Consider the following 23978-nt stretch of genomic DNA (forward strand, 5'->3'; position numbering starts at 1 on the left):
GGCGCAAATATATATAAATGCAGCGCTAGATCACTCTAGCGCTGCAGCATTCAAATTAATTCAAATTATTGGAGGGTGTTTCTGAACTCTGCCCTTCGTTAGATCGCGCTTCGTCCGGATGAACATCCAACGGTAAATCTGTCTGTGGAACTCCACCACCATCAGCACCATTCACAAACTCCTCGTAAGTAGTCTTGGTTTCAAATGGACGTTTACCTAATATCTCTTCCAAGTCCGACTGAAAAAGAATCTCTTTTTCCAATAGCTTTTCTGCTATTTTAATCAAACCCTCACGTTTATCCAGCAATAACTGTTTGGTACGTGCATAGACGTCATTAATTAAGTTACGTACCTCTGCATCAATCAGCTCTGCCGTTTTGTCAGAATACGGCTTTTGGAAAGATGCCTCAGAACTATCTCGGAAGGAAACATTTCCAACTTTATCATTCATACCGTAGATTGCAATCATCGCATAAGAAAGTTGCGTGATACGCTCTAAGTCATTTTGAGCACCTGTTGAAATTCTTCCAAAAGTAATATCTTCAGCGACACGACCACCCATAGTCATACATAAACTGTCTATAAGCTGTTCTGTCGTATATAGGAACTGCTCACGGGGAAGATACTGTGCATAACCCAAAGCAGCGACACCACGTGGTACAATAGACACTTTTACCAAAGGATCGGCGTGCTCTAAAAACCAGCCCGCAATAGCGTGCCCAGCCTCATGATAAGCGACAATACGTTTCTCTTCCGGAGAGATGATTTTGTTTTTCTTCTCAAGACCACCGATCACACGATCAACGGCATCCTGAAAATCCTGCATATCAATCTCGGGTTTATTTTTACGGGCAGCAATAAGGGCTGCTTCGTTACACACGTTGGCAATTTCAGCTCCCGCAAAACCAGGTGTCTGCGCCGATAATTTTTTTGCATCGACCTCAGCCGATAATTTCAACGGCTTTAGATGCACTTTGAAAATTTGCTCACGGCCAATCAAATCCGGTTTATCAATAGAAATTTGACGGTCAAAACGTCCTGGACGCAACAATGCTGTATCCAGTACATCGATACGGTTAGTAGCCGCTAAAATAATAACGCCTGAATCCGTACCGAAACCATCCATCTCCACCAATAATTGGTTCAATGTATTTTCACGCTCGTCATTACCGCCCATCATCGAGTTTTTACCACGAGCACGACCTATAGCGTCAATCTCATCGATAAAAATGATACATGGCGCTTTCTCTTTCGCTTGCTTAAACAAATCGCGAACACGCGATGCACCTACACCCACAAACATTTCGACAAAGTCAGATCCGGATAGCGAGAAAAATGGCACTTGAGCCTCTCCGGCTACAGCTTTAGCCAATAAAGTCTTACCTGTTCCTGGAGGCCCTACAAGCAAAGCGCCTTTCGGAATTTTACCCCCTAGATTGGTATACTTACGTGGATTTTTTAAGAAATCCACAATCTCCATAACTTCTTGTTTCGCTTCTTCAAGACCAGCAACATCATTAAATGTGATATTGATCTGCGATTCTTTATCAAACAACGTCGCCTTGGATTTACCTATATTAAAGATCGCACCGCCACCGCCGCCAGCACCACCGCCCATACGACGCATCAAGAAGATCCAGATTGCAGCCAATACCAACAACGGCAACATAAACGTGATAAACCAGCTTGCCCAAGGGTTGGAACGATCATCATAAGTCAACTGGACCTTTGGTGTACCTGGCGTTAATTCCGCTTGCGATGCAGCTAATTTCTTTTCTAAAACATCGGGAGAGGCATCCTTAAAAATATATTGTGGACCCTTGTCTTCCTGTCCTGATAGACTTGGAAGCGGATCAGCAGCTTTTGTAGCGTCTTTAAAACTTGGGTTATCTTTCCAGCCCTTTTTTAGATAGACCTCCACTTCGACAAGATCATTCTTTTTATAGGCGACGAGACGCTCTACAGCGCCTGTATTCAACATACGTGTCTCAAAATCACTATAGCTAACTTCCTTAGCTGGGCTTTCTCCAAAAACGTACTGTAAGGCAAAAAAACCTAAAAACATGGCAATCATAAGCCACACAAAATTGAATTTTGGCGGTTTCGGGCTTACCTTACTACTCGGGATTTTTTTCATTATATCGTAATTATATTTTCTTTATAAATTTTTTCGTTGAGGACAATTAAGCGCTTTGGAAATGCTGTACTTCTGCATCTCCCCATAAATCCTCGATACCATAATGCGCTCTTTTTTCGGTCTTAAAGATATGTACAACCACATCCACAAAATCCAAAATCAACCATTCACCATTGGATTGTCCTTCTTTATATTGGGGTTCTTGACCAAATGCCTTATAGACTTCTTCTTCGACACTCTTTGCTATCGCATTCACCTGAATGTTAGAATCGGCATGACAAATCACAAAATAATCGGAAACAGAACTGTGAAGATCTCTTAAATCCAAGCGAACGATCTCGTTTGCTTTCTTTTCTTGCATACCATAAACGATAATTTCTGATAGACGTTGGGACAATTCTGAACTTTTATTTTTACTCATTAAAAAATGTGATAGTTTTGACTTAATATTTATTTAATACTTTCAGTTTGCAAAATAACAATATTTCGGGACTTATCATCGGTCAAAATACAATATATCTTGACAAAGTCGCCTCTACAAACGATTATCTCAGGGAATTATTGTCAAATTTCAAGCCACTAGCTGAGGGGACTGCCATTTTAGCAGAAGAACAATTTCAGGGCAAGGGGCAGCGTGGAAGCTCCTGGGTCAGTGAACCAGGGAAAAATCTAACAACATCGATCCTCTTAAAGCCTCATTTCCTGCCCATAGCGGAACAATTTGCGCTTTCCGCCACAATCGCCATTGCAACCGTCAATTGGCTGAAAAGCAAAACCGAGCAGCCTGTAGCCGTGAAATGGCCCAATGATATTTACGTCAATTCAAAGAAAATAACAGGCATTTTAATAGAAAATAAATTAAAAGGCAGTAAAATAGACCACGCAATTATTGGCATTGGTGTAAATATTAATCAAATTAATTTTGACACAGCAACAACAATAACCTCGCTCGCCTGCCTGACCGATCGACAGGATTACAACATCAAGGAACTGGCACAGGAGTTATTCCAAGTGATCCAACAGGAGTACCTGAACCTGTATAAGGAGGGGGCTCAATATCAGTTAAACCGCTACAACGCGTTATTGTTTTGGAGAGGTGAAGAAAGACCATTCCTAGTCGACGGCATCAAAAAAACTGGCATTATTCAACAGGTGTCTAATGACGGGAAGCTACTGGTTCTTTTGGAAGACACCTTGCGCGAATTTGATATCAAAGAAATTACACATCTTATTACTTAATCTTTACAAAAAAAGGATAACCCATTTTAGGATTGTCAAACCTTTGTTCTAAATTTGTCAACAGCGTGATTAAACCTTTATTCACCCGAAGTATCAAAGAACAAGAACACACTGCAATCATTGTAGTGAAAAAGGAAAGAACAAATTAAATTCTGATGAAAAAGTTAATACTGTTAATGACTGTGGTAATTTTTGCAGTTACGGGAGCATTCGCTCAGATTCACAAACCGGTAAAATGGACTGTGGCGAGCAAAAAGTTAAATAACAAAGAAGCTGTAGTTTATGTAAAAGCTACAATCCAAAATGGATGGCACATATATTCACAAAATGTGAAAGATGGTGGCCCAATTCCAACTTCTTTCAACTTTGCTAAAGCGGCAGATTATACATTGGTAGGTAAAACTGCAGAGCCGAAACCAAAAGTAAAACACGAGGATGTATTTAAGATGGATGTTGGTTATTTTACAAACGAGGTAATTTTCCAACAAAAAGTAACTTTAAACAAAGGAACTGCCACCGTTAAAGGCACTGTTGAATGGCAAGCATGTGATGCATCACAATGTCTTCCTCCAGACGAATATGCTTTTGCTGTGACAATCAAATAGTAAAAATGATTCTACACGGATAAATTAATAAGGCGATTCTCATCGCCTTTTTTTATTTTTGACCATAACATCAGAAATTCATACGCATGTTAAAAAACACATTCATTCTACTTTTAATTGCTTTTTTCAGTCTTTCTTTAACGACAGCAACTTTTGCCTCCGCACAAGATAGTTTAACAAGTACAGAAGGACTTCAATTTGAATCATCACCGGATACAGCTACCGCTGTTGAAGCGGTACCTGAGGATCTAAATTTTACAGCTTCACCTGACACAATGGTTAGTCAGGACAGCAGCAAAATAGCTCCTGTTAAGGCAAACGCTCCCTCCGGGCAAGAATCAAGTAAAAAATCACTTTGGAGTATCTTTATCGCAGGATTAGTTGGCGGCTTCGCAGCGCTACTCATGCCATGTATATTTCCAATGCTCCCACTTACCGTAAGTTATTTTACAAAACAGGCTGGAAGCCGCGCAAGCGGTATCAGCAAGGCACTCCTCTACGGTCTCTTTATTATTGTGATCTATGTCGCTTTAGGAATGATTATTACCATTTCCTTTGGTTCGGATGCATTGAATGCTTTATCCACAAATGGGGTATTTAACTTCCTATTCTTCCTCTTATTAGTTGTTTTCGCCGCATCCTTTTTTGGTGCTTTTGAAATCACGTTACCGAGTTCTTTTGTCAATAAAATGGATGCCAAATCCGACAAAGGCGGTCTCGTAGGGCTTTTCTTTATGGCATTCAGCCTTTCACTGGTCTCCTTCTCCTGTACTGGCCCCATTATTGGCACCTTATTGGTCGAAGCGGCCTCAAAAGGAGAACGCCTAGGTCCCGCAATCGGTATGCTTGGCTTTTCTATAGCACTTGCAATTCCTTTTGGCTTATTTGCGATGTTCCCTTCGATGTTAAAATCCCTGCCAAAATCTGGTGGCTGGTTAAATTCGGTGAAGGTTGTACTCGGCTTCTTAGAGCTTGCACTGGCACTGAAATTCTTATCAAATGTAGATTTGGCCTACCATTGGAATTGGCTGGATCGGGAGGTGTTCTTATCGCTATGGATTGCCATCTTTAGTATGATGGGCTTATATCTTATTGGAAAGATTAAATTTTCACATGACAGTGAATTAAAATTCCTCTCCGTACCGAGAACTATTCTCGCTATCATTGTATTCTCCTTCGTTATCTATATGGTACCGGGGCTATGGGGAGCTCCCCTAAAATCAATTTCAGCTTTCTTGCCACCCTCGGCAACACAGGACTTTGACCTGTCGGCAGGAATAGCAGCCGCTCCCGCACACAGTGATGGTAAAGTCAAAAAATACGCGGAGATTTTTCACGAACGCGGTACACCAAAAGGATTTGATCCATATTATGATTATGATCAGGCCTTGGAAACAGCAAAAGAACTGAATAAACCTGTATTGATAGATTTTACAGGTTGGAACTGTGTTAACTGTCGGGAGATGGAAGCAAATGTCTGGACTGATCCTGCGGTTGCCAAACTATTGAAGGAAGAATTTGTTATGGCCGAATTGTTTGTCGATGATAAAACAGAATTACCTGCAAACGAACAATTCGTATCAAAATACAGTGGCAAAAAGATTAAAACGATAGGAAATAAAAACAGTGATTTCCAAGCATCGACGTTCAATAGCAATTCACAACCGTTATATGTTATTGTAGACGCCACTGGAAAGGTATTGGTACCTCAGTCTGGTGCAAATAGAAATATTGAACAATATAAAGCGTTTTTACAGAGCGGAATTGATGCATTTAAGGCAAAAAAATAGCCTGTATACAGCAGAAGGTATCCGTCGAGATTAACAGCAGAGAACAAGCAATTATTAAATTTGCATTATCTTTAGCTCACACTTAGATGAATTGCAGTTAATAAAGCGATTGCTTGTTCTTAATAGCGATATTGGCGACTTCTAATAACGGAAATATAATTGTATATACGCTTAAAAATAGCTAAGTTTGAGTACGTATGAGTAACATTAAAAAAATTGCTGTTTTGACATCTGGAGGAGATGCTCCAGGAATGAATGCTGGTATCCGCGCTGTTGTTAGAGCGGGGATCTACAATAATCTTGAAGTATTTGGGGTACGCAGAGGTTATGATGGTCTAGTTAATGGTGAGATTATCCCTATGGATGCTAAATCTGTAGCCAATATCATACAACGTGGTGGTACTATCCTAAAAACAGCCCGCAGCGAGGCTTTCAAAACAATTGAAGGACGTAAGCAGGCTTATGAAAATTTACGCAGCCACGGTATTGATGCCATGGTTGTTATCGGTGGCGATGGTACATTTACCGGCGCATCCAAATTTATCGAAGAATTCGATTTTCCTATCATCGGTCTTCCGGGCACAATCGATAACGATTTGGCCGGCACAGACTTCACTATTGGCTATGATACAGCCATTAATACAGTTATCCAAGCCGTAGACAAAATTCGCGACACCGCCGAGTCTCACGATAGACTTTTTGTGATCGAAGTGATGGGCCGCGACTCTGGTCTTATCGCCGTCCGTTCTGGTATCAGTACCGGTGCTGAGGCAGTTCTGGTTCCTGAGTTCGAGGTAGACTATGATGCGATTATGAAAAGACTTGACAAAAGCCGTAAAAATAAATCATCCCGCATTATTATTGTTGCTGAAGGCGACAAAGAAGGCGGTATGGTGGTATCGGAAAAAATCAAGGAAAATTTCCCGCATTACGACGTTAGATTATCTATTTTAGGACATATTCAGCGTGGCGGAAGCCCTACTTGCATGGACCGCGTATTGGCCAGCAGGCTTGGAGTTGCAGCGGTAGAGGCTTTACTACAAGGCCGCAGAGGTGAAATGGCCGGACTGATCTGCAGTGAAGTAAGATTCACACCCTTTAAGAGCGCCATCAAGCATAACGTAAAAATGAATGAAGATCTGCTTCGTATCATTGAAATCCTTTCGTTGTAAATGATCTAGTTTATTCTTGACTAACAATAAAAAAAGAGTATACATCGTGATGTATACTCTTTTTTTATGCCTTGTGTTTCTTGATTTGTTCAAATTCTTTGTAAAGGCCTGATACCCGAACGGTCATATTCCATAAGCGTACATGAGCTCCATATCAATCCCAGTTGTTATTTAAGCAAATTATTGCGGTATTCTTCAGATACCGGCGGCAACTGAATGGCCTGACCAGCTTTGGCCATCGAGTCCGCAAAATGATTCGTATTGCTGATCGCCTGTTCATATGCCTTAATAACCTGTTCCGATAGGTGTAGGACCTTTGGATCTTTAAGATCAACACGGTATTGATTATTTTCCAGTGTAACATGCTGATAAAAACGATATGCCGCAGCCTTTAGTTGACCCAGCTCCTGTTGTGACAACTGATCGATCCGGGCATTAGGCGGCAACGTAACATCGATAAATGTCGTGTCTTTAGCCAATTGATCAATCGGGTGATCCAAAGGTATGGCATGCAACGCCTCTAGGTTGACAACAGGAATTCCCTTATCTTGATCGCCACCGCAGGAAGCAATCACCGTCCCCAAGAATATACCCAAAATTACTGTTTTCTTCATCTTTACAATTTTATAACCCCAATAGCGCTAGAAATCCCATTGATCACCATGTTTAAATACCTAGGATTCATCATCCCCTAATCCCGCTGTTACGAGGATATGGCGGTTTCATGAAATCATTCGCTAGAGCAGCAGACGAAGTTAGCGAATTCATTCAATGTTTTGCAGTCGTCACGCTATTCCCCTTTTAGAGTCGTCAATTAGTCGCGGCGCCAAAAAAGCGATTGGATGAGGACGACTATAAAAAGAAACCCCTAATTGCAGACTCAGTTCACATGAGTATAACAATTAGGGGTTATTCATGCCCAATGGCAACTAAATATCAGTTTACTTTAGCAATTCAGCTAACTTCGCATCCAAAGCCTCACCTCTTAAATTTGATGCGACAATTTTACCAGAAGGATCAATGAGGAAGTTTTGCGGAATACCACGTACTTCGTACAATTTTACCGGAGCTGATTTCCAGCCCTGTAGATCTGAAACGTGTGGCCATTGTTGTAAATTATCATCATGGATAGCTTTCACCCAAGCATCTTTTTTACCGGGATTGTCTAAAGAAACACCAAACACGGTAAATCCTTTATCTTTAAATTTATTGAAAGCCGCAACGACATTCGGGTTCTCATGACGACAAGGACCACACCAACTTGCCCAAAAATCCAACAAAACATATTTTCCTCTTAAGGAAGATAAGGAAATATTCTTTCCTGTTGTGTCTGGCAATGTGAAGTCAGGAGCTACCGAACCAACAGCTACTGCTTTCAATTTCTGGATACGCTCAGCCAATTCCTTCCCTTTTTCAGAATCTTTCAGTTCAGGAGACATTTTCTCAAAAGAAGCTACATATTCATTGACGTTTTCACCGCTGACATTCTCAGACAACAAATCCAACGTATACCAGCTTTTTGGGTTTTTGTTAATAAATTCAGCATCTGCTTTTTCCATTTTTTCGGAAATCTCACCAGCTTGTTTTTGTAAGCCTTCGATGAATTTAGGATCCTGTTTTTGCGTCTCCGAAGCCGCATAATATTGTTGGTTCAATGCCTCGAACGCATCCGTATGCGGTTTCACAAAAGCCTTGTACTGCGTCAGATCGTCATTAAGCGCCGTACCTGAGACCGTTGCATTTTTAAACCCTTTGGTAGCATCGACTTTGATAACGCCTTTAGAAAGATATAACTGTGCTGTCTCAGGTTGCTTTTGACTATTTCTAAGTTCTGCAAAAGTTAAGCCCTCCGGCGAATAGATCATCATACCTTTTGTTGGTGTAGCTACCTGTCCGTTGAACTTAAATTCGCCTTTTACGACCGTTGCTGAATCAGTCTGACGAGTGCCATTCGCAGCATACTGCATAAACACTTTCGCTTTGTCTGACGTCGTGTTTACTTTTCCTGTAACCGTGAAGCTTTCTTGTGCCATTAACAAGGCTGGTAAAAAGCTTAAACCCATTAATATTCCCTTTTTCATAATTATATACTTCCCATAAATGTAAAACATTTCCGTTTCACTGTCGTCCTATTTAACATTATTTAGCAAAGATGTTACCAACGTCCGGAAGCACCGCCACCACCAAAATCACCGCCACCGAAACCGCCAAATCCGCCACCAGAGCCTCCGCCGAAGCCACCGCCGCCACCTCGGCCGCCACCGCCGCCAAGACCATTCAGCAATGTCCACCAAAAGATATCAGAAGCGCCGCGTCCATTCATCACACGGCCACCACCGCCACCACCTCGTCCACCGCGATTGGAGAAAAGAACAACCAAGACTATCACAATAATAACAACAAACATCACCGAACCTGATCCCTTTCCTTTCGGTTGTTTTGGATCAGCTTTGTACTCACCTTTTGTGTAGGAAATTAAGGAACTGGTCGCATCGTCCACTCCTTTGTAGTAATCGCCCTGACGAAAAGCCGGCTTGATATCATTTTCAATAATACGATATGCAATGGCATCCGGGACAGCGCCCTCTATGCCATAACCTGTTTGAATAGTCACCGCCCGATCTCCCAGAGCGACCAACAACAGAATACCGTTATTATACTTTTTATTCCCAATACCCCATTTTTTCGCTAAACGAACCGCATAATCAGAAATATCATAGCCACCGGTAGAATTCATCATAACCACTGCAATCTGCGTAGATGCGGAATCCTCAAATGCCAATAGCTTCTGCTCCAATAATTGCTTCTGACTTGCGGTCAATGTGTTTGTATAATCATTGACAAGCCTATTTGATGTTTCTGGGAAATCTTGACCCAATACTGTGGCTACCGACAGCAAACAAAGCAACATAGCCATAGCAGGGATCCGAACCCGAGAAAATAATCTCGATACAAATTTCATCCTATAATTCTCTTTTATTCATTTTTATTTGCCTTGAGCAGTTTTCATGCAAATGGCGTTCGGTGAATCCCGAAATCGGGTTTATCACGATCTTTATCAGTTTATTTGTGAGACAGGAAATAGCTTTTCGGGACTGTTTCTAGTCACTTAACAACTAACGGTCTCCAAAAACAATATCATTTGGAAGCTCGTTGATGTCATCGTGTTCACGCGGGAAGAATTTTGCCAATTGTTTACCCGCATGTTCGATCCCCTTGACCAAGCCCTCAACAATGCGATCCACCCGAAACTCCGCCACCATTAGATCTTTGGTACTGTTCCAAAAATCACCTTCTACACGTTGGTGAATTCCCTTATCGCCGATAATGGAAAATTTATGGTCTTCCAGCGCGATATAGATAAGAACACCATTTTTCAATGTAGTCTTATGCATGCCCAATTTGGAAAAATAATAGGTTGCACGATCATGTACCTCGTCGGGGCAATGATTTTCGACCACTACACGAATCTCACCAGAAGTCTCATTTTCAGCTACATTAATAGCGTGAACGATCTTCTCTTGTTCTTCAGAATTTAATGCCATAGTTTGTATACGTTTGCACTCCAAAACTAGATTACCATACCGGTTATTCCAGATTCAAAGGGTCTAAACTAATTAAAACACGATAAAAAAATGGATGATGTGCTTCTACGAAAGCCGCATCATCCATCATCCTGTTCATTCCTAACAATTTGCTGTTAGAATGATACCGTTGGCGCTTTATCCGAACCTGGGGCCGCAGTAAATGTACCTTTTGCCTTAAATCCGAACATCCCCGCCATTAAATTATTCGGGAAGCTACGTACGGTGGTATTATATTGCTGTACCGCTTCATTGTAAGATCTACGTTCTGTTGAAATACGATTTTCAGTACCTTCCAGCTGTGCTTGTAATTCCAAAAAGTTCTGATTGGCTTTCAAATCAGGATAAGCTTCAACAGACGCCAAAAGACGACTCAACGAACCGCTGAATTCATCCTGAACTTTTTGAAACTTGGCAATATTCTCCTCAGACAAGTCATCGGCATTAATCGTCACCGAAGTAGCTTTAGCTCGTGCCTCTACAACAGCTGTCAATGTACTTTCTTCGTGTTTTGCCGCTCCTTTTACCGTATTAACCAAATTTGGAACTAGATCCGCACGACGTTGATACGCATTTTCAACTTGTGCCCATTTTCCTTTAACATTCTCATCTTGTGAGACCATCGTATTGTAGCCACAGGAGTTTAATGATACTAATGCAAATAAACCACATAGGGCGACCAAAAATCTTTTAATTTTCATTGTTCAAAGAATTAAATACTATTCAAATTATACGGTTACACTATCAAAGCATATACCAAGCTCTTACTAAGATAAGAATATTTTTATTTCCAAATCTCCAAATAGCCAATATTCATTAACTTTGTCCCGGTTTTGGGATAAAAACCCAGCCCTTATACTATGCAAAAAGAAATTGAAATTGCGATACTTCCAGAAAGAATCGAGGACGATCAGTATATTCTACAGCAAGGGATCAAAGCCCTGAAAGTCCAACCTCAACAAGTCAAAGGTTATAAAATCCGCAAACGTTCCATTGATGCCCGAAGCAAGCAGGTTGTTTATCGAGCTCGGGTTATTTACTACATTGACGAGCTTCCTGTTCCAGAAATCTACGAAAATAATTTTAAGTCCGTTAAAGACGGAAAACCCGTTATTATTATTGGCGCGGGCCCTGCCGGCCTGTTTGCAGCAATACGCTGTATTGAACGTGGTCTCAAACCAATTGTAATCGAACGCGGTAAAAAGGTCCAAGACCGTAGACGCGATCTAGCTAAGTTGAACCGGGAAGGCATCGTAAACCCTGAGTCAAACTACTGCTTTGGCGAAGGTGGAGCTGGAACGTACTCAGACGGAAAATTATATACACGTTCCAATAAGCGAGGTGACGTAGACAAAGTACTCAGACTTTTCGTTTCCCATGGGGCAACGACGGATATTCTGGTCAATGCGCGCCCACATATCGGTACAAATAAATTGCCGCATATTATTGAAGCCATGCGCGAGAGCGTCCTTGAATTTGGGGGCGAATTTCATTTTGACCAACGTGTCGATGACATTTTAGAATCCTTCGGTCAAGTACGCGGTGTCAAATTAGCCAATGGTGAAGAAATTAAGGCAGATCATGTCATTGTAGCAACAGGGCACTCTGCGCGGGATATTTTCGAGCTTTTTCATCGCAACAATTGGCTGATCGAAGCCAAAGCATTTGCTTTGGGCGTGCGTATCGAGCACCCGCAGGCAATCATTGATCAGGCGCAATACCACTGCCAGGTAAGAAGCGAGCATTTGCCGCCAGCCTATTATAGCCTGGTTGAACAGGTGAATGACCGTGGTGTATTTTCATTCTGCATGTGCCCAGGCGGCGTCATTGCTCCCTGTGCAACAGATTTAGATGAAATCGTTGTCAACGGATGGTCACCATCCAAACGAAATAATCCGCACGCCAATTCAGGCACCGTTATTCAGATCAACCTTGAGGACGTTGCCAATGCACATAAGGATCCATTTGCATTACTGAATTTTCAGAAAGAGATCGAACGAAAGGCTTTTGCCGTAGGTGGCGGTAAGCTCGTTGCTCCGGCGCAACGCATGGTCGACTTTGTCGAAGGACGTGTATCTATGGATCTGCCAGAAAACTCGTACAAGCCCGGAACAGCATCTGCAGATCTCACCGAAGTGCTACCTGTTTTTGTTCACGAAGCATTACGCGGTGCGTTGCCCATCTTTGGCAAAAAGATGAAAGGGTATTATACCAATGAAGCCATTTTAGTCGGTGTAGAGTCACGTACATCTTCACCGATTCGGATTCCTAGAAATAAAGAAGATTTACAACACCCTCAGGTCAAAGGACTTTACCCTTGTGGTGAAGGGGCAGGTTATGCCGGCGGTATCATTTCGGCGGCTATAGACGGTATTAATTGTGTTGATGCGATCAATTTAAGTTAATATTTTTTGCTTTTCCTCTTGCAGAATACGAATAAATGCCTTACTTTTGTAACATCAACGCGAAAGTAGCTCAGTTGGTAGAGCACAACCTTGCCAAGGTTGGGGTCGCGAGTTCGAATCTCGTCTTTCGCTCAAAAAAGCTTCCAAAATTTGGAAGCTTTTTTCGTTTAATAGTGCTCTGTTATTCCCTACATTTCAGCCCTTCATCACCTTTATCTTTGTTTGATTTTAACTAAAATTGCCGAAAAAATTATTAGCACAATTTAAAGCAAGTACCAAGAACGGATTAGTTTCAACGTTGGTTCCATTCATAGCTTCCTCGGTGCTTCTTCGGAGCTTGTTCGGTACTTGTTCGGTGCTTCTTCGGTTGTGAGCGAACAAATAGCGTTGTAGCTCCGATTAAGATCCGTTGTTATACCGTGAAAATGACGAAGTTGATATCCAAAATTACTAGGGTCTACCCTACAGCAAACAATGATAACTTTAAGCGCTTCTCCCAATACGATTAAACGCTCTTCCGTCCAAGCAAGAGCAACAAGACGCAACTTGGCGCTTGATACGAAGGCTATGATGTATTGGTCTATGAAAAAAAATGGCGTTTACCTATTCAGTAAACGCCATATTTAAAAGCTATATGATCCTAAATGGATTTAATTTGTTCTTAGGTTTTCTTCTACAAGCTCTTCAACATATTTGCGAACAACCTCATTTGAGAAACGTGTCGTTACGTCAAATGCAAATGCGTGCACCAACAGGATACGGGCAGACTCTTCGCCAATTCCTCTTGCTCTCAGATAAAACAGCGCTTCATTATCAAACTGACCGATGGTACACCCGTGTGAACATTTTACGTCATCGGCAAAGATTTCCAACTGTGGTTTGGTATAAACCGCCGAATTGTCTGACATCAACATATTATTATTCTGTTGAAAAGCATTCGTTTTCTGCGCATCCTCGCGCACAAAGATTTTTCCATTGAAAACCGCAACGGACTTGTCCTGTGTAATATTTTTATACCATTCATAGGACTCACAATGTGGTTTCAGGTGGTCTACGATGGTATGATTATCGACCAATTGATCGGCAGCCGTTAAGTTGATTCCATATAAATGGCTCTCCACATGCTCGGCATCCAAACGGACGTTGATATTGTTACGGATAAACGAAGCGCCTGGAAAATTACAGTTGTAATTATTGTAAAGACTGTATTTTTCTTGATATACCTCTGTATGATTAAAGTAACGGCTTACAGATTCCGCGAGCTGCAAATAATAATGTTGTACTTTAGCATTCTCTTTGACGATAATCTCAGAGACCTTATTGTGCACATTATTTGCGGTACCTTCTGCAGTGATAAAGCTTTCGATCAATTCAAGTTCTGCATTTGGCTCGACAACGATCAAATTACGTGTTTGTGAAAAGAAATCCTCTTTCCCTGTAGCGACGTGAATAATCTGTATTGGTTTATCAAGTACAACTCCCTTTTTCAAATGGATAAAAACACCATTGGTAAAAGCAGCCGTATTCAAAGCGACCATAATATTGTCTGACTTATCCGCATATTTAGCAAAATGGGACTCAAATGCAGGCTCTGAAGTGGCTTCATCCATTGGAATAACCGACAGTCCCTTTACATTTTCTAATTCACTTACTGCTAATACATACTGACCATTCACCAAAATAATGCGGTAGGCATCCAACTGCGGAATCTCACCTGCACTAAAGTCTAAGCCTTCGATATCCACATCGACATCAAGCGCATAAGGCTTATTGATAATACTGTGGATGTTTGTATATTTCCATTCTTCATTCTTAACGGTGGGAAAGCCTGCTGCTTCGAAACGCTCGAATGCAAGTTGGCGGGCTTCCACGAAAAACGAAGGTTCGTCTGAAACGCCTTGCTCTTTGAAAGCTCCCAACACTTGTTGAAGTAATGATTCTGAAACTAATGTACTCATGTTATTTTTTAATCAAATCGCCAAAATTCTCCTCTAATACTATTTACTCAGGTAAAAGATTAGGCGTTTTGTGTATCATATTCTTTTAACCAATCGTATCCTTTTTCTTCGAGCTCCAAAGCTAATTCTTTAGGTCCCGATTTCACGATACGGCCATTATACAATACGTGAACAAAATCTGGAACGATATAATCCAACAAACGTTGGTAGTGTGTAATAACAATAAAAGCATTGTCTTTAGAGCGCAATTGATTCACACCATTTGCAACGATACGAAGTGCATCGATATCCAAACCAGAATCTGTCTCATCCAAAATAGATAATTTCGGGTTCAACATCGCCAATTGAAAAATTTCGTTACGCTTTTTCTCACCACCGGAGAATCCTTCATTTAAAGAGCGGTTAGCCAAATTAGCTGAAAACTCAACCAATTTTTGCTTGTCTTTTACCATTTGTAAAAATTCCTTCGCTTCCATTGGCGGAAGACCTTTGTACTCACGAATATCATTTACAGCCGTTTTCAAGAAATTGATATTCGATACGCCCGGAATCTCAACAGGATATTGAAAAGCCAAAAACAGCCCTTCACGCGCACGGTCTTCAGGGGAAAGATCCAATAAATCCACACCGTCCAATAGTGCGGAACCTTCACTTACCTCATAGGATTCACGTCCTGCTAATACATTCCCTAATGTACTTTTACCAGCACCATTTGGTCCCATAATCGCATGAACTTCGCCAGCTTTTACTTCTAGGTTTAACCCTTTTAATATTTGTTTGTCTTCTACAGACGCATGTAAATTTTTAATGCTTAACATTTTATTCGTATTGAGTATGGTATAATGTAGCGACTTAACTACATTCCCAATGATTTTTTATCTATCCTACTGAACCTTCTAATGAAATTGCCAATAATTTTTGAGCCTCTACAGCAAACTCCATCGGCAATTGATTTAATACTTCTTTTGCATACCCGTTGACAATTAAACCAACAGCTTTCTCAGAATCGATACCCCGTTGATTCAAATAGAATACCTGGTCCTCACCGATTTTGGAAGTAGTCGCCTCATGCTCTAATTTGGCCGTCTTATTTCTATTTTCGATGTAAGGGAATGTATGTGCCCCACATTTATCACCGATCAATAAGGAGTCACATTGTGTAAAGTTACGCGAGTTGTCGGCATTTGGACCGATTTTCACTAAACCTCTATAACTGTTGTGGCTCTTACCGGCGGAGATACCTTTAGAAATAATTTTAGATTTTGTGTTTTTACCCAAATGAACCATCTTCGTTCCTGTATCAGCTACCTGATGATTACGCGTCATGGCTACAGAGTAAAACTCACCAATAGAGTTATCACCCTTTAAAATCACACCCGGGTATTTCCATGTAATTGCAGAACCGGTTTCTACCTGTGTCCAGGAGATTTTACTGTTATCGCCCTTACAGATTCCACGCTTGGTTACAAAGTTATAAATACCACCTTTTCCTTCTTTATCACCAGGGTACCAGTTTTGAACGGTAGAATATTTAATATCAGCATCACGTTCGGCAATCAATTCAACCACTGCCGCATGCAGCTGGTTTTCATCACGCATAGGTGCAGTACATCCCTCCAAATAAGAAACATAAGCCCCCTCATCCGCAATGATCAACGTGCGTTCGAATTGCCCAGTATTCTGTGCATTGATACGGAAATAGGTAGACAATTCCATTGGACATCTAACGCCTTTTGGAACGTAAACAAAGGATCCATCCGAAAACACTGCAGAATTTAATGCTGCATAAATGTTATCTGTCTGCGGAACCACTGTACCCAAATATTTTTTCACCAGGTCAGGATGCTCTTGCACGGCCTCACCAAATGAACAGAAAATAACTCCTTGCTCTTTTAATTTCTCACGAAACGTTGTTTTTACAGATACCGAATCGAAGACAGCATCTACAGCCACAACTCCCGCCAATATTTTTTGCTCATCCAAAGGAATTCCCAACTTTTCGAAAGTGGAAATCAACTCAGGGTCAACCTCATCCATCGAATTAAGCTGCGGTTTTGCTTTCGGGGCTGCATAGTAGGAAATCTCTTGAAAATCAATCTCGGGAGCTTTGAAATTCTGCCAAGTAGGCATTCTTAACGTCAAGAAATGACGGAAAGCTTTTAACCTCCATTCCAATAGCCATTCAGGTTCATTCTTTTTTGCCGAAATAAAACGAACCGTATCCTCAGTAAGGCCTTTGGCTGCAATTTCCATTTCGATATCTGTCGTGAACCCGTATTTATATTCTTCGAGCTCTAGCTCTTTTAACAAATCGTCGTCTTTAGTACTCATATTGCGCTCTCACGGTTTAACTAATTTGGGAGGGCTTCACCTCCGCACCTATCGAACTGCAAAGTTACAATTTCAAAGCCAATAAAACAGCATTTAATAGCACCTTACGAAGGCATTTTTAATAAAAAAATGACATTTATCACTCCATTTCATTAAAATGAGCACATTTCAATCGATTATGACAGTCAAATGATTTTGCATCGATTAAAATTATAATTATAAAAACACGATATAACTAAAATCTATTTATCACCAATAATTTTGTATATTTTTAAATTTCCAAATATAATTTTGTATATTTACAAATACTATTGATTATTAAGACTTAAGATATGCCCTTTGCACCGGATAAAACAGATTTAAAAATTCTTAAACTATTACAAGAGAATGGTCGTATAACTAATTTGCAACTCGCATCTAGCATCGGACTGTCCCCCGCGCCAACCTTAGAGCGTGTGCGAAAACTGGAAAACTCAGGCTTCATCAAAAGTTACCATGCCTTTGTGGACGAGGAGAAACTGGGGCTTGGGATCAAGTCGTTCATACAGATCTCACTCGATTTCCATACCCACAACGCTATTCCTGAATTTGTAGCTGCAGTCAAAATGATACCTGAAGTAACCGAATGCCATCACGTTACAGGCAATTGTGATTTCATCCTCAAGGTTTACGTAAAAGATATCAAAGCTTATGAAGGCGTCATCATGGAAAAAATATCCAAAATACCTTTTGTAAAGACATTCCAAACCATGATGATTATGTCGACCAGCAAAAAAGAACCCATTATTCCTTTAGAATATTAAGCGAGGGAATTAAGCCCAATCAAAAATATCATTACCGGAATCTCGCTCTTGGACGCATTTGCGCCATGCGCGAATCACCGGCAATGATGTTTATCTACTTTAGCTATTGGACAGCAAACGCTTCGCAAAATTTAACCCAAGCCACAACTTAAATCAGGCGCCAATCAATTGGGGTTTTACCATGTGCCGTCAAATACTGGTTTGCGCGTGAAAAATGCTTACTACCAAAAAAACCACGATAGACAGACAACGGTGAGGGATGAACCGCCGTTAGAATAAGATGCTTCTTCGCATCAATGAGCACACTTTTCTTTTGGGCATAACTTCCCCACAACAAAAACACCACATGTTCACAACGCTCCGAAATGGCATGAATAATACTGTCTGTAAAAATCTCCCAGCCTTTCTTTTGATGAGAACCAGCCAAATGCGCCTGAACTGTCAAGGTCGCATTTAACAATAATACCCCCTGCTTGGCCCAAGAAGTCAAATCGCCAGCATGCGGCGCAACAAAACCAGGGATATCATCTTGCAATTCCTTAAAAATATTTTTTAAAGATGGGGGCAAGGCAATCCCTGCCGGAACTGAAAAAGACAGCCCATGTGCCTGCCCGTCATTGTGGTAAGGATCCTGCCCTAAAATAACCACTTTCACCTGATCCAATGGCGTCAGCTTAAAAGCATTCATCACCAGATCTGCCGGTGGAAACACTTTCGTTTTCTGACGCTCTGCTTGCACAAAAGTAGATAACTGTTTCATGTAGGGCTGAGCGAACAAAGGCCTTAACACAGGAGCCCAAGAATCATCGTATTGCTTTTCCATAATTCAAACATAGACAAAGTTGCATATAAAGGCAAATTTATCCGGCTGCCCACCTATTCGGCGTTGTACCAAAGCAAGATTATCAGAACACATCGATTAACATAAAAGCTACCATTTTCTAGAAAAACACATTTTTACAAAATAACAACCTGAACGAGTTGCTTAAACGGTGAAATTAACGGATATTTGCAGAATTAAATTGAATACAAATATTTTAAACAAAGATTTATGTCAAATCTCGTTAGAATCATTATTTGCAGTGCATTGCTTATCGGAACAGTTGCCTTATTCTGGACCGGAAATTGGGGATGGGGAATTTTAGGGATCTTGGTCACGATCTTGGGTTTTGTTACTGTATTTTTCCATGAATATATGCTGATTGCGCAATGGCATATGCGTAAACAAAATATGGCCGCAGCTGAAAAATGGCTAGGTAAAATCACCAACTACGAAAAGCAATTGATCCCACAACAGCATGGTTACTACAACATGCTGATCGGACTGATCGAATCACAACGTGCACCTATGCAATCTGAAAAATATTTTAAGAAAGCATTGGCATTGGGTCTACATATGGACCATAACATCGCCTTAGCAAAATTGAGCCTAGCCGGTGTAGCCATGGCGAAGCGCAATAAACGTGAAGCCGAAAAACTTCTTCAAGAAGCTAAAAAAGCAGATAAAAATAAGTTGTTAGCTGATCAGATCAAAATGATGAAAGACCAGATGGGCATGATGGACAAACAGCAGATCAGATACAATCGATAATATTGAATAATCAAAAAAAGCTTCGAAGTTATAACTTCGAAGCTTTTTTTGTCAAGAGACAAAATCAATTATTTCTTTAATGAAATAGGAACCTCCAAAAACTCCCCCTCTTCTGTACTGCTCTCAAAGACCAGTTTAACCATAACCGGTTTATCCGTTTTCTTCCAATCCTTTACAACGACCTGTATATCCACAGGCTTATCTTCTTCTAGCAAATAGTGCAGATAATTCTGCTTATCTTCAAATTTAACCAATACATTTCCCATCTGAATCGTGGAAAAGAAATGGGGCTGTTTCTTCTGATCCAACACTTGCGTGGAAAAGGTGTTCATTTTATATTCCCGAGGATTCTTACTATACGATATAGCAAACAAATTGATCACCAATTCATGCTTAGGCTCATCTACGTGAAATTCCTTTACATCGAATTGAATATCATCAACAACCAACAATGAATCTGCCGACTGCGCCTTTACAAACCCACCGACAAGGAAGAGCATTAAGACAACAACATATCTAAAAAAAACGTTCATATCATATTATATTTAAAAAAGCCACGGTCTTCGTGGCTTTAACTATTATTGGATTATTCTTTCAAAATTATGCCCTCAATCGATCGGCAGACCGGATCAACTTTTCATCTTTACGTACACCTCCCATGGCTAACGCACAGAAAATAATCGAGATAGGCAACAAAAAGAATCCTACGCCGATATTCCCAGCACCCAAAAATTGGTTCACCGTAGCGAGATGAGTACTTGCAGAAGAATATAGCCACACTGCAAATAAGATAATTGCGACAACCTCTACCCAAATAAGCAAAAGTTGAACTTTACGCTGTTTAAATTTAAATATCGTGAACAGGGGAAGCCCGCCTAATAATACGGTGGCCACAGTCTGGAGAATATAACCAAATCCCCCCTCGTGTACCGGCTGACCCGCAGCGACACTATACACACCGGTCACCTTCACATTCTTTCCTAAACCAACTAAATCGCTATAATTAACATAGGGAAATAGAAACAAGCCGAATATGACTAATCCTGCTATCAGCAAATAAACAGTTTGGATACGTTGAATCATAGTTTAATTTTTGTATACCAACAAACTTAGATAAATTGATTTTTATATGCAATATAATTGCGATCGAAAAAACAATCAACCTTACAGCTCATTAAACAGCAAAACAATTAAACCCTATATTTTGTTGCATTTTTTTACACGATACCAAAGGGCTTCATTTTAGAAAGTTTTATCTTTGCGAAAAAAAAAATACCATGTTATATATATACGGTGCAACTGCTCACGCTAAAACTGCGGTAGATGTAGCAGAAGATTTAGCGATTGAAATTGGTGGTCTTATTGACAAATCATTGCTCATTGAAGATGTATTCGATTATGAGGTTCAACTTCACCATCAAGTAAAAGGCACGGAGGAAGATTTCTTTATTGCAGTCAAGAACCCAGGCCTTCGCCAACGGATTGTATCGGAAAATGCAGACTGGAATTACCAGACCCTCATCCATCCCAAAGCCTACGTATCAAAACGAGCGGAGATTGGTGAAGGCACCATTATCCTCCCCGGCGCTTCCATCGCCCCCGATGTACAGATAGGCAACCATTGCGTTATCGCCGGTTCTGCTGTTATCGAAAGCAATACCATTATTGAAGATTTTGTCAACATCGGACCAAATGTCTCAATCGGAGCAAACGTTCTCGTAGGGCGAGGTTCAGAGATTAAAGCAAATACACGGATCGAAGATGAAGAAACGATCCCCAAAGAGAGTATAATCGCTTAATTAAATCCCCGCGGAATGAAATTGCAAGTCGTATAGTTTTTTATAATACCCATCAAAAGATAGCAATTCCTGATGCGTTCCAATTTCCTTGATTTCGCCTTTATCCAACACAATAATCTTGTCCGCCTTCTGAATGGTGGACAAGCGGTGGGCAATAACAATCGATGTTCTTCCTTTCATGAGGTTATCGATTGCATGCTGGATCATTTCTTCCGTTTCGGTATCTACTGAAGATGTCGCCTCGTCTAAAATTAGAATCCGGGGATCGTGTACCAAGGCCCGGATAAAAGAAATCAATTGGGCCTGCCCCGCGGATAAGGTTGCACCCCGCTCTTTCACATCATAATCATAGCCCCCAGGTAGTCGCATAATAAAATCATGCGCCCCCACTTCTTTTGCGGCTTCAATGACCTGTTCTCTAGATATCGCTGGATCACCTAATGTGATGTTATTGATGACGCTATCCGAGAAGAGGAATACATCCTGCAATACCGTCGCAATGGTATTTCTCAGATAATCGAGATCATAATCGCGGATATTACGGCCGTCCAACAGAATTTCACCTTTATTGATTTCATAAAAACGGCTTAGAATATTGATGGTAGAAGATTTTCCAGCACCAGTAGCCCCAACTAAAGCCAGCGTCTCACCCGGATTAACGTTAAAGTTAACATCCTTTAGGACCCAGTTTTCCTCATTATAGGCGAACCAAACATCGCGAAACGCAATCTCACCTTTGATGTGTGCAGGTTTCAATGTACCCAAATTTGGGGTCTTTTCATCGGTATCCAACACTTCAAAGATCCGTTCAGCGCTAACCATGCCCATTTGAAGCGTATTGAATTTGTCAATAAGCTCCCGAATGGGCCTAAAGATCATATTGATATACATGATAAAGGCCACCACTACACCCGGAGAGATCACATCACCCATAATTTGTTTGGAACCGAACCAGACCAACAATCCCAAAGCAATGGCCATGATAATTTCCAAAACAGGGAAAAAGATGGAGAAATACCAATTGGTCCGAATATGGGCATTACGATGTTGCGCATTAATTTCCTTAAATTTATCCATTTCCTGCTTTTCACGCGCAAAATATTGGATAATACCGACGCCCGTAATGTGTTCCTGCAAAAAGGTATTTAAGTTAGAAACCCATTTCCGCACATCGATAAAGGCAGACTTCATCGCCTCTTTAAATACGTAAGTCGCTGCCACCATCAAAGGCATCGGAATTAAAACAATCAATGTCAGCTTCCAATCGGAGTAAAACATCACAACCAGAATAACGACCAACTGTAATAAATCACCGATAATCTGAATCAAACCTTCAGAAAAAATATTGGAAAGAGTCTCCAAATCAGAGATGGTACGGGTAATTAATTTTCCCAGTGCTGTGCGATCAAAATACTTCAGCCTGAGTTGAACAATGTGGTTAAATACCTGAATCCGAATATCACGGATAACCGACTGCCCCAGAGTATTTGTCATTAAGGTATGGTAATAACGGATCAAAGTCTGCAGGATGACCAATGCCAACATTGCAATCAGCATGAGGGACAATCCATTGGTATCGAAGTTTAGGATATAGTTATCCAGCGTATGCTGGATTAGCATAGGTAAAGCGGGGGCTACTGCAGCCAGCAATATCGTTAGGACGACCGATATCCAAAATGCCATATGATATGGACGCATATAGCGACTCATGCGTTTCACCAAATTGATATCGTAGGTTTTACCAGTTATTTTATCTTGACTCACGTTAAATTCTATATATAAGGATATGCTACTTCTGTTAAATACAACCCATGTGCCGGCACGGAAACACCTGCCTTCCCCCGGTTTTTGCTTTGGATAACCTCTTGCATAAATGAAACAGGTTTACCTTTTATGCCTATTTCCAACGATGTACCCACAATAGCACGGACCATATTGCGCAAAAAGCGATCAGCGGTAATATGAAAGACCAAATGTTGTTCGGTATGCCATACCCACTCGGCTCTACGAATATCGCAAATATTTGTAAACACCTGCGTATGAGACTTACTAAAGCATTCGAAATCTTGTTTACCCAATAAAAATTGTGCAGCTTTATTCATCTTTTCAACATCCGGACGATCGCGCATAAAACATGAATAGGGATAGATAAAAGGATCTTTATAAAAATGAAGGTGGTATTCATAGGATCTTTGCGTCGCATCGAAGCGAGCATGTGCTTCGGGTTCCACTTCGATCAGGCGCTTCACGGCCACATCAAAGGGCAATAAGGCATTGAGCGAATGAATAAAACGATCAGCATTTTGTAGAATACCCACGGGGGCCGCATCGAAATGTGCATACAATTGCTTGGCATGAACACCTGCATCTGTACGGCCAGCTCCAGTTGTTTCAATGGGTTCCCGCAACAGGGTTTCAAGCGCCTTATTCAGCACTTCCTGCACGGAAATTGCATTATTCTGAATTTGCCAACCATGATAAGCCTGTCCAAAATAGGCTATTTCTAAAAAAAAACGTCTTTTATCCATTATATGCAACAAAGGTACGTTTTTCCAAATGAGCAT

The 23978-nt window shown here is 40.9% G+C and carries 23 protein-coding genes and 1 tRNA gene; 9 read left to right on the plus strand and 15 right to left on the minus strand.

What is annotated here, in order from left to right; genetic code table 11:
- Positions 1 to 55 precede the first annotated feature (55 nt).
- The gene (gene ftsH / locus B4Z47_RS14125; protein WP_112375078.1) at positions 56 to 2137 is read right to left on the minus strand and encodes an ATP-dependent zinc metalloprotease FtsH; all 2082 of its coding nucleotides are present in this window, start codon (positions 2135 to 2137) and stop codon (positions 56 to 58) included.
- Between the two features lie 46 nt (positions 2138 to 2183).
- Positions 2184 to 2558 (minus strand): ribosome silencing factor, encoded by a 375-nt coding sequence (rsfS, locus tag B4Z47_RS14130; RefSeq protein ID WP_046673130.1) that lies wholly within the window; start codon positions 2556 to 2558, stop codon positions 2184 to 2186.
- 47 nt (positions 2559 to 2605) lie between these two features.
- On the opposite strand from rsfS, the gene B4Z47_RS14135 reads away from it, so the two are divergent.
- From B4Z47_RS14135 to pfkA, 4 genes are all read left to right on the plus strand, one after another.
- Positions 2606 to 3376 carry a biotin--[acetyl-CoA-carboxylase] ligase gene (locus tag B4Z47_RS14135; protein ID WP_083295773.1) on the plus strand — a complete coding sequence of 257 codons (771 nt, stop codon included), beginning with the start codon at positions 2606 to 2608 and terminating at the stop codon, positions 3374 to 3376.
- A gap of 155 nt (positions 3377 to 3531) precedes the next feature.
- Complete coding sequence (locus tag B4Z47_RS14140) at positions 3532 to 3981, plus strand: protein-disulfide reductase DsbD domain-containing protein (protein ID WP_070561447.1); 450 nt, start codon at positions 3532 to 3534, stop codon at positions 3979 to 3981.
- A gap of 86 nt (positions 3982 to 4067) precedes the next feature.
- Positions 4068 to 5771, plus strand: coding sequence for a protein-disulfide reductase DsbD family protein (locus B4Z47_RS14145; RefSeq protein ID WP_070561449.1), 1704 nt, complete (start codon positions 4068 to 4070; stop codon positions 5769 to 5771).
- Between the two features lie 197 nt (positions 5772 to 5968).
- The gene (gene pfkA / locus B4Z47_RS14150; protein ID WP_046673127.1) at positions 5969 to 6943 is read left to right on the plus strand and encodes a 6-phosphofructokinase; all 975 of its coding nucleotides are present in this window, start codon (positions 5969 to 5971) and stop codon (positions 6941 to 6943) included.
- A gap of 167 nt (positions 6944 to 7110) precedes the next feature.
- On the opposite strand, the gene B4Z47_RS14155 is transcribed toward pfkA, so the two are convergent.
- The 5 genes from B4Z47_RS14155 to B4Z47_RS14175 all read right to left on the minus strand — a co-directional run bounded on the left by B4Z47_RS14155 (position 7111) and on the right by B4Z47_RS14175 (position 11222).
- Complete coding sequence (locus tag B4Z47_RS14155) at positions 7111 to 7557, minus strand: hypothetical protein (protein ID WP_070561451.1); 447 nt, start codon at positions 7555 to 7557, stop codon at positions 7111 to 7113.
- 327 nt (positions 7558 to 7884) lie between these two features.
- Positions 7885 to 9024, minus strand: a complete 1140-nt coding sequence (locus B4Z47_RS14160) for a TlpA disulfide reductase family protein (protein ID WP_070561522.1) — start codon at positions 9022 to 9024, stop codon at positions 7885 to 7887.
- A gap of 74 nt (positions 9025 to 9098) precedes the next feature.
- Entirely contained in the window at positions 9099 to 9860 is a 762-nt protein-coding gene (locus tag B4Z47_RS14165) for a TPM domain-containing protein (RefSeq protein WP_046673124.1), read from the minus strand.
- A gap of 199 nt (positions 9861 to 10059) precedes the next feature.
- Positions 10060 to 10488: a TPM domain-containing protein gene (locus tag B4Z47_RS14170; protein WP_070561453.1), complete on the minus strand. Its 429-nt coding sequence runs from the start codon at positions 10486 to 10488 to the stop codon at positions 10060 to 10062.
- A gap of 155 nt (positions 10489 to 10643) precedes the next feature.
- On the minus strand, positions 10644 to 11222 hold the full coding sequence (locus B4Z47_RS14175; RefSeq protein WP_046673163.1) for a LemA family protein: 579 nt from the start codon (positions 11220 to 11222) through the stop codon (positions 10644 to 10646).
- Positions 11223 to 11387: 165 nt separating this feature from the next.
- Here B4Z47_RS14175 and B4Z47_RS14180 point away from each other — a divergent pair, with 165 nt between their 5' ends.
- Together B4Z47_RS14180 and B4Z47_RS14185 are read left to right on the plus strand one after the other, a co-directional pair.
- Positions 11388 to 12932, plus strand: coding sequence for an NAD(P)/FAD-dependent oxidoreductase (locus tag B4Z47_RS14180; protein ID WP_070561455.1), 1545 nt, complete (start codon positions 11388 to 11390; stop codon positions 12930 to 12932).
- Positions 12933 to 12991: 59 nt separating this feature from the next.
- A tRNA-Gly gene (locus tag B4Z47_RS14185) sits at positions 12992 to 13064 on the plus strand.
- A 518-nt stretch (positions 13065 to 13582) separates the two neighbouring features.
- On the opposite strand, the gene sufD is transcribed toward B4Z47_RS14185, so the two are convergent.
- From sufD to sufB, 3 genes are all read right to left on the minus strand, one after another.
- Complete coding sequence (sufD, locus tag B4Z47_RS14190; protein WP_286710273.1) at positions 13583 to 14890, minus strand: Fe-S cluster assembly protein SufD; 1308 nt, start codon at positions 14888 to 14890, stop codon at positions 13583 to 13585.
- A gap of 59 nt (positions 14891 to 14949) precedes the next feature.
- Positions 14950 to 15708, minus strand: coding sequence for a Fe-S cluster assembly ATPase SufC (gene sufC / locus B4Z47_RS14195; protein ID WP_046673119.1), 759 nt, complete (start codon positions 15706 to 15708; stop codon positions 14950 to 14952).
- A gap of 61 nt (positions 15709 to 15769) precedes the next feature.
- Positions 15770 to 17221, minus strand: coding sequence for a Fe-S cluster assembly protein SufB (gene sufB, locus B4Z47_RS14200; protein ID WP_046673118.1), 1452 nt, complete (start codon positions 17219 to 17221; stop codon positions 15770 to 15772).
- A gap of 332 nt (positions 17222 to 17553) precedes the next feature.
- On the opposite strand from sufB, the gene B4Z47_RS14205 reads away from it, so the two are divergent.
- On the plus strand, positions 17554 to 18024 hold the full coding sequence (locus tag B4Z47_RS14205) for an Lrp/AsnC family transcriptional regulator (protein ID WP_046673117.1): 471 nt from the start codon (positions 17554 to 17556) through the stop codon (positions 18022 to 18024).
- 148 nt (positions 18025 to 18172) lie between these two features.
- Here the strand turns inward: B4Z47_RS14205 and ung are convergent, their stop codons facing one another.
- Positions 18173 to 18847 carry a uracil-DNA glycosylase gene (gene ung, locus B4Z47_RS14210; protein WP_070561461.1) on the minus strand — a complete coding sequence of 225 codons (675 nt, stop codon included), beginning with the start codon at positions 18845 to 18847 and terminating at the stop codon, positions 18173 to 18175.
- A gap of 228 nt (positions 18848 to 19075) precedes the next feature.
- On the opposite strand from ung, the gene B4Z47_RS14215 reads away from it, so the two are divergent.
- Positions 19076 to 19615, plus strand: a complete 540-nt coding sequence (locus tag B4Z47_RS14215; RefSeq protein WP_070561463.1) for a hypothetical protein — start codon at positions 19076 to 19078, stop codon at positions 19613 to 19615.
- Positions 19616 to 19683: 68 nt separating this feature from the next.
- Here the strand turns inward: B4Z47_RS14215 and B4Z47_RS14220 are convergent, their stop codons facing one another.
- Together B4Z47_RS14220 and B4Z47_RS14225 are read right to left on the minus strand one after the other, a co-directional pair.
- On the minus strand, positions 19684 to 20148 hold the full coding sequence (locus B4Z47_RS14220; RefSeq protein ID WP_070561465.1) for a hypothetical protein: 465 nt from the start codon (positions 20146 to 20148) through the stop codon (positions 19684 to 19686).
- Positions 20149 to 20215: 67 nt separating this feature from the next.
- The gene (locus B4Z47_RS14225; protein WP_070561467.1) at positions 20216 to 20698 is read right to left on the minus strand and encodes a DUF4293 domain-containing protein; all 483 of its coding nucleotides are present in this window, start codon (positions 20696 to 20698) and stop codon (positions 20216 to 20218) included.
- A 194-nt stretch (positions 20699 to 20892) separates the two neighbouring features.
- On the opposite strand from B4Z47_RS14225, the gene B4Z47_RS14230 reads away from it, so the two are divergent.
- Entirely contained in the window at positions 20893 to 21414 is a 522-nt protein-coding gene (locus tag B4Z47_RS14230; protein ID WP_070561469.1) for a hypothetical protein, read from the plus strand.
- On the opposite strand, the gene B4Z47_RS14235 is transcribed toward B4Z47_RS14230, so the two are convergent.
- Together B4Z47_RS14235 and truA are read right to left on the minus strand one after the other, a co-directional pair.
- Positions 21415 to 23178 (minus strand): ABC transporter ATP-binding protein, encoded by a 1764-nt coding sequence (locus tag B4Z47_RS14235; protein ID WP_070561471.1) that lies wholly within the window; start codon positions 23176 to 23178, stop codon positions 21415 to 21417.
- Positions 23179 to 23186: 8 nt separating this feature from the next.
- Positions 23187 to 23942, minus strand: coding sequence for a tRNA pseudouridine(38-40) synthase TruA (gene truA / locus B4Z47_RS14240; protein WP_201639993.1), 756 nt, complete (start codon positions 23940 to 23942; stop codon positions 23187 to 23189).
- Positions 23943 to 23978 lie beyond the last annotated feature (36 nt).

Origin of the sequence: Sphingobacterium sp. UBA2610 (assembly GCF_002339225.1) — a bacterium.
Lineage (GTDB): Bacteria > Bacteroidota > Bacteroidia > Sphingobacteriales > Sphingobacteriaceae > Sphingobacterium > Sphingobacterium multivorum.

Bases quoted from the DNA above. Each gene is read 5' to 3' on its own strand.
- rsfS (WP_046673130.1), bottom strand. From the start codon at position 2,558: ATGAGTAAAAATAAAAGTTCAGAATTGTCCCAACGTCTATCAGAAATT.
- B4Z47_RS14215 (WP_070561463.1), top strand. From the start codon at position 19,076: ATGTCAAATCTCGTTAGAATCATTATTTGCAGTGCATTGCTTATCGGA.
- B4Z47_RS14170 (WP_070561453.1), bottom strand. From the start codon at position 10,488: ATGGCATTAAATTCTGAAGAACAAGAGAAGATCGTTCACGCTATTAAT.
- ftsH (WP_112375078.1), bottom strand. From the start codon at position 2,137: ATGAAAAAAATCCCGAGTAGTAAGGTAAGCCCGAAACCGCCAAAATTC.
- sufB (WP_046673118.1), bottom strand. From the start codon at position 17,221: ATGAGTACTAAAGACGACGATTTGTTAAAAGAGCTAGAGCTCGAAGAA.
- B4Z47_RS14225 (WP_070561467.1), bottom strand. From the start codon at position 20,698: ATGATTCAACGTATCCAAACTGTTTATTTGCTGATAGCAGGATTAGTC.
- B4Z47_RS14155 (WP_070561451.1), bottom strand. From the start codon at position 7,557: ATGAAGAAAACAGTAATTTTGGGTATATTCTTGGGGACGGTGATTGCT.
- B4Z47_RS14165 (WP_046673124.1), bottom strand. From the start codon at position 9,860: ATGGCTATGTTGCTTTGTTTGCTGTCGGTAGCCACAGTATTGGGTCAA.
- B4Z47_RS14230 (WP_070561469.1), top strand. From the start codon at position 20,893: ATGTTATATATATACGGTGCAACTGCTCACGCTAAAACTGCGGTAGAT.
- sufD (WP_286710273.1), bottom strand. From the start codon at position 14,890: ATGAGTACATTAGTTTCAGAATCATTACTTCAACAAGTGTTGGGAGCT.
- truA (WP_201639993.1), bottom strand. From the start codon at position 23,942: ATGGATAAAAGACGTTTTTTTTTAGAAATAGCCTATTTTGGACAGGCT.
- pfkA (WP_046673127.1), top strand. From the start codon at position 5,969: ATGAGTAACATTAAAAAAATTGCTGTTTTGACATCTGGAGGAGATGCT.
- ung (WP_070561461.1), bottom strand. From the start codon at position 18,847: ATGGAAAAGCAATACGATGATTCTTGGGCTCCTGTGTTAAGGCCTTTG.
- B4Z47_RS14220 (WP_070561465.1), bottom strand. From the start codon at position 20,148: ATGAACGTTTTTTTTAGATATGTTGTTGTCTTAATGCTCTTCCTTGTC.
- B4Z47_RS14160 (WP_070561522.1), bottom strand. From the start codon at position 9,024: ATGAAAAAGGGAATATTAATGGGTTTAAGCTTTTTACCAGCCTTGTTA.
- B4Z47_RS14140 (WP_070561447.1), top strand. From the start codon at position 3,532: ATGAAAAAGTTAATACTGTTAATGACTGTGGTAATTTTTGCAGTTACG.
- B4Z47_RS14145 (WP_070561449.1), top strand. From the start codon at position 4,068: ATGTTAAAAAACACATTCATTCTACTTTTAATTGCTTTTTTCAGTCTT.
- sufC (WP_046673119.1), bottom strand. From the start codon at position 15,708: ATGTTAAGCATTAAAAATTTACATGCGTCTGTAGAAGACAAACAAATA.
- B4Z47_RS14205 (WP_046673117.1), top strand. From the start codon at position 17,554: ATGCCCTTTGCACCGGATAAAACAGATTTAAAAATTCTTAAACTATTA.
- B4Z47_RS14180 (WP_070561455.1), top strand. From the start codon at position 11,388: ATGCAAAAAGAAATTGAAATTGCGATACTTCCAGAAAGAATCGAGGAC.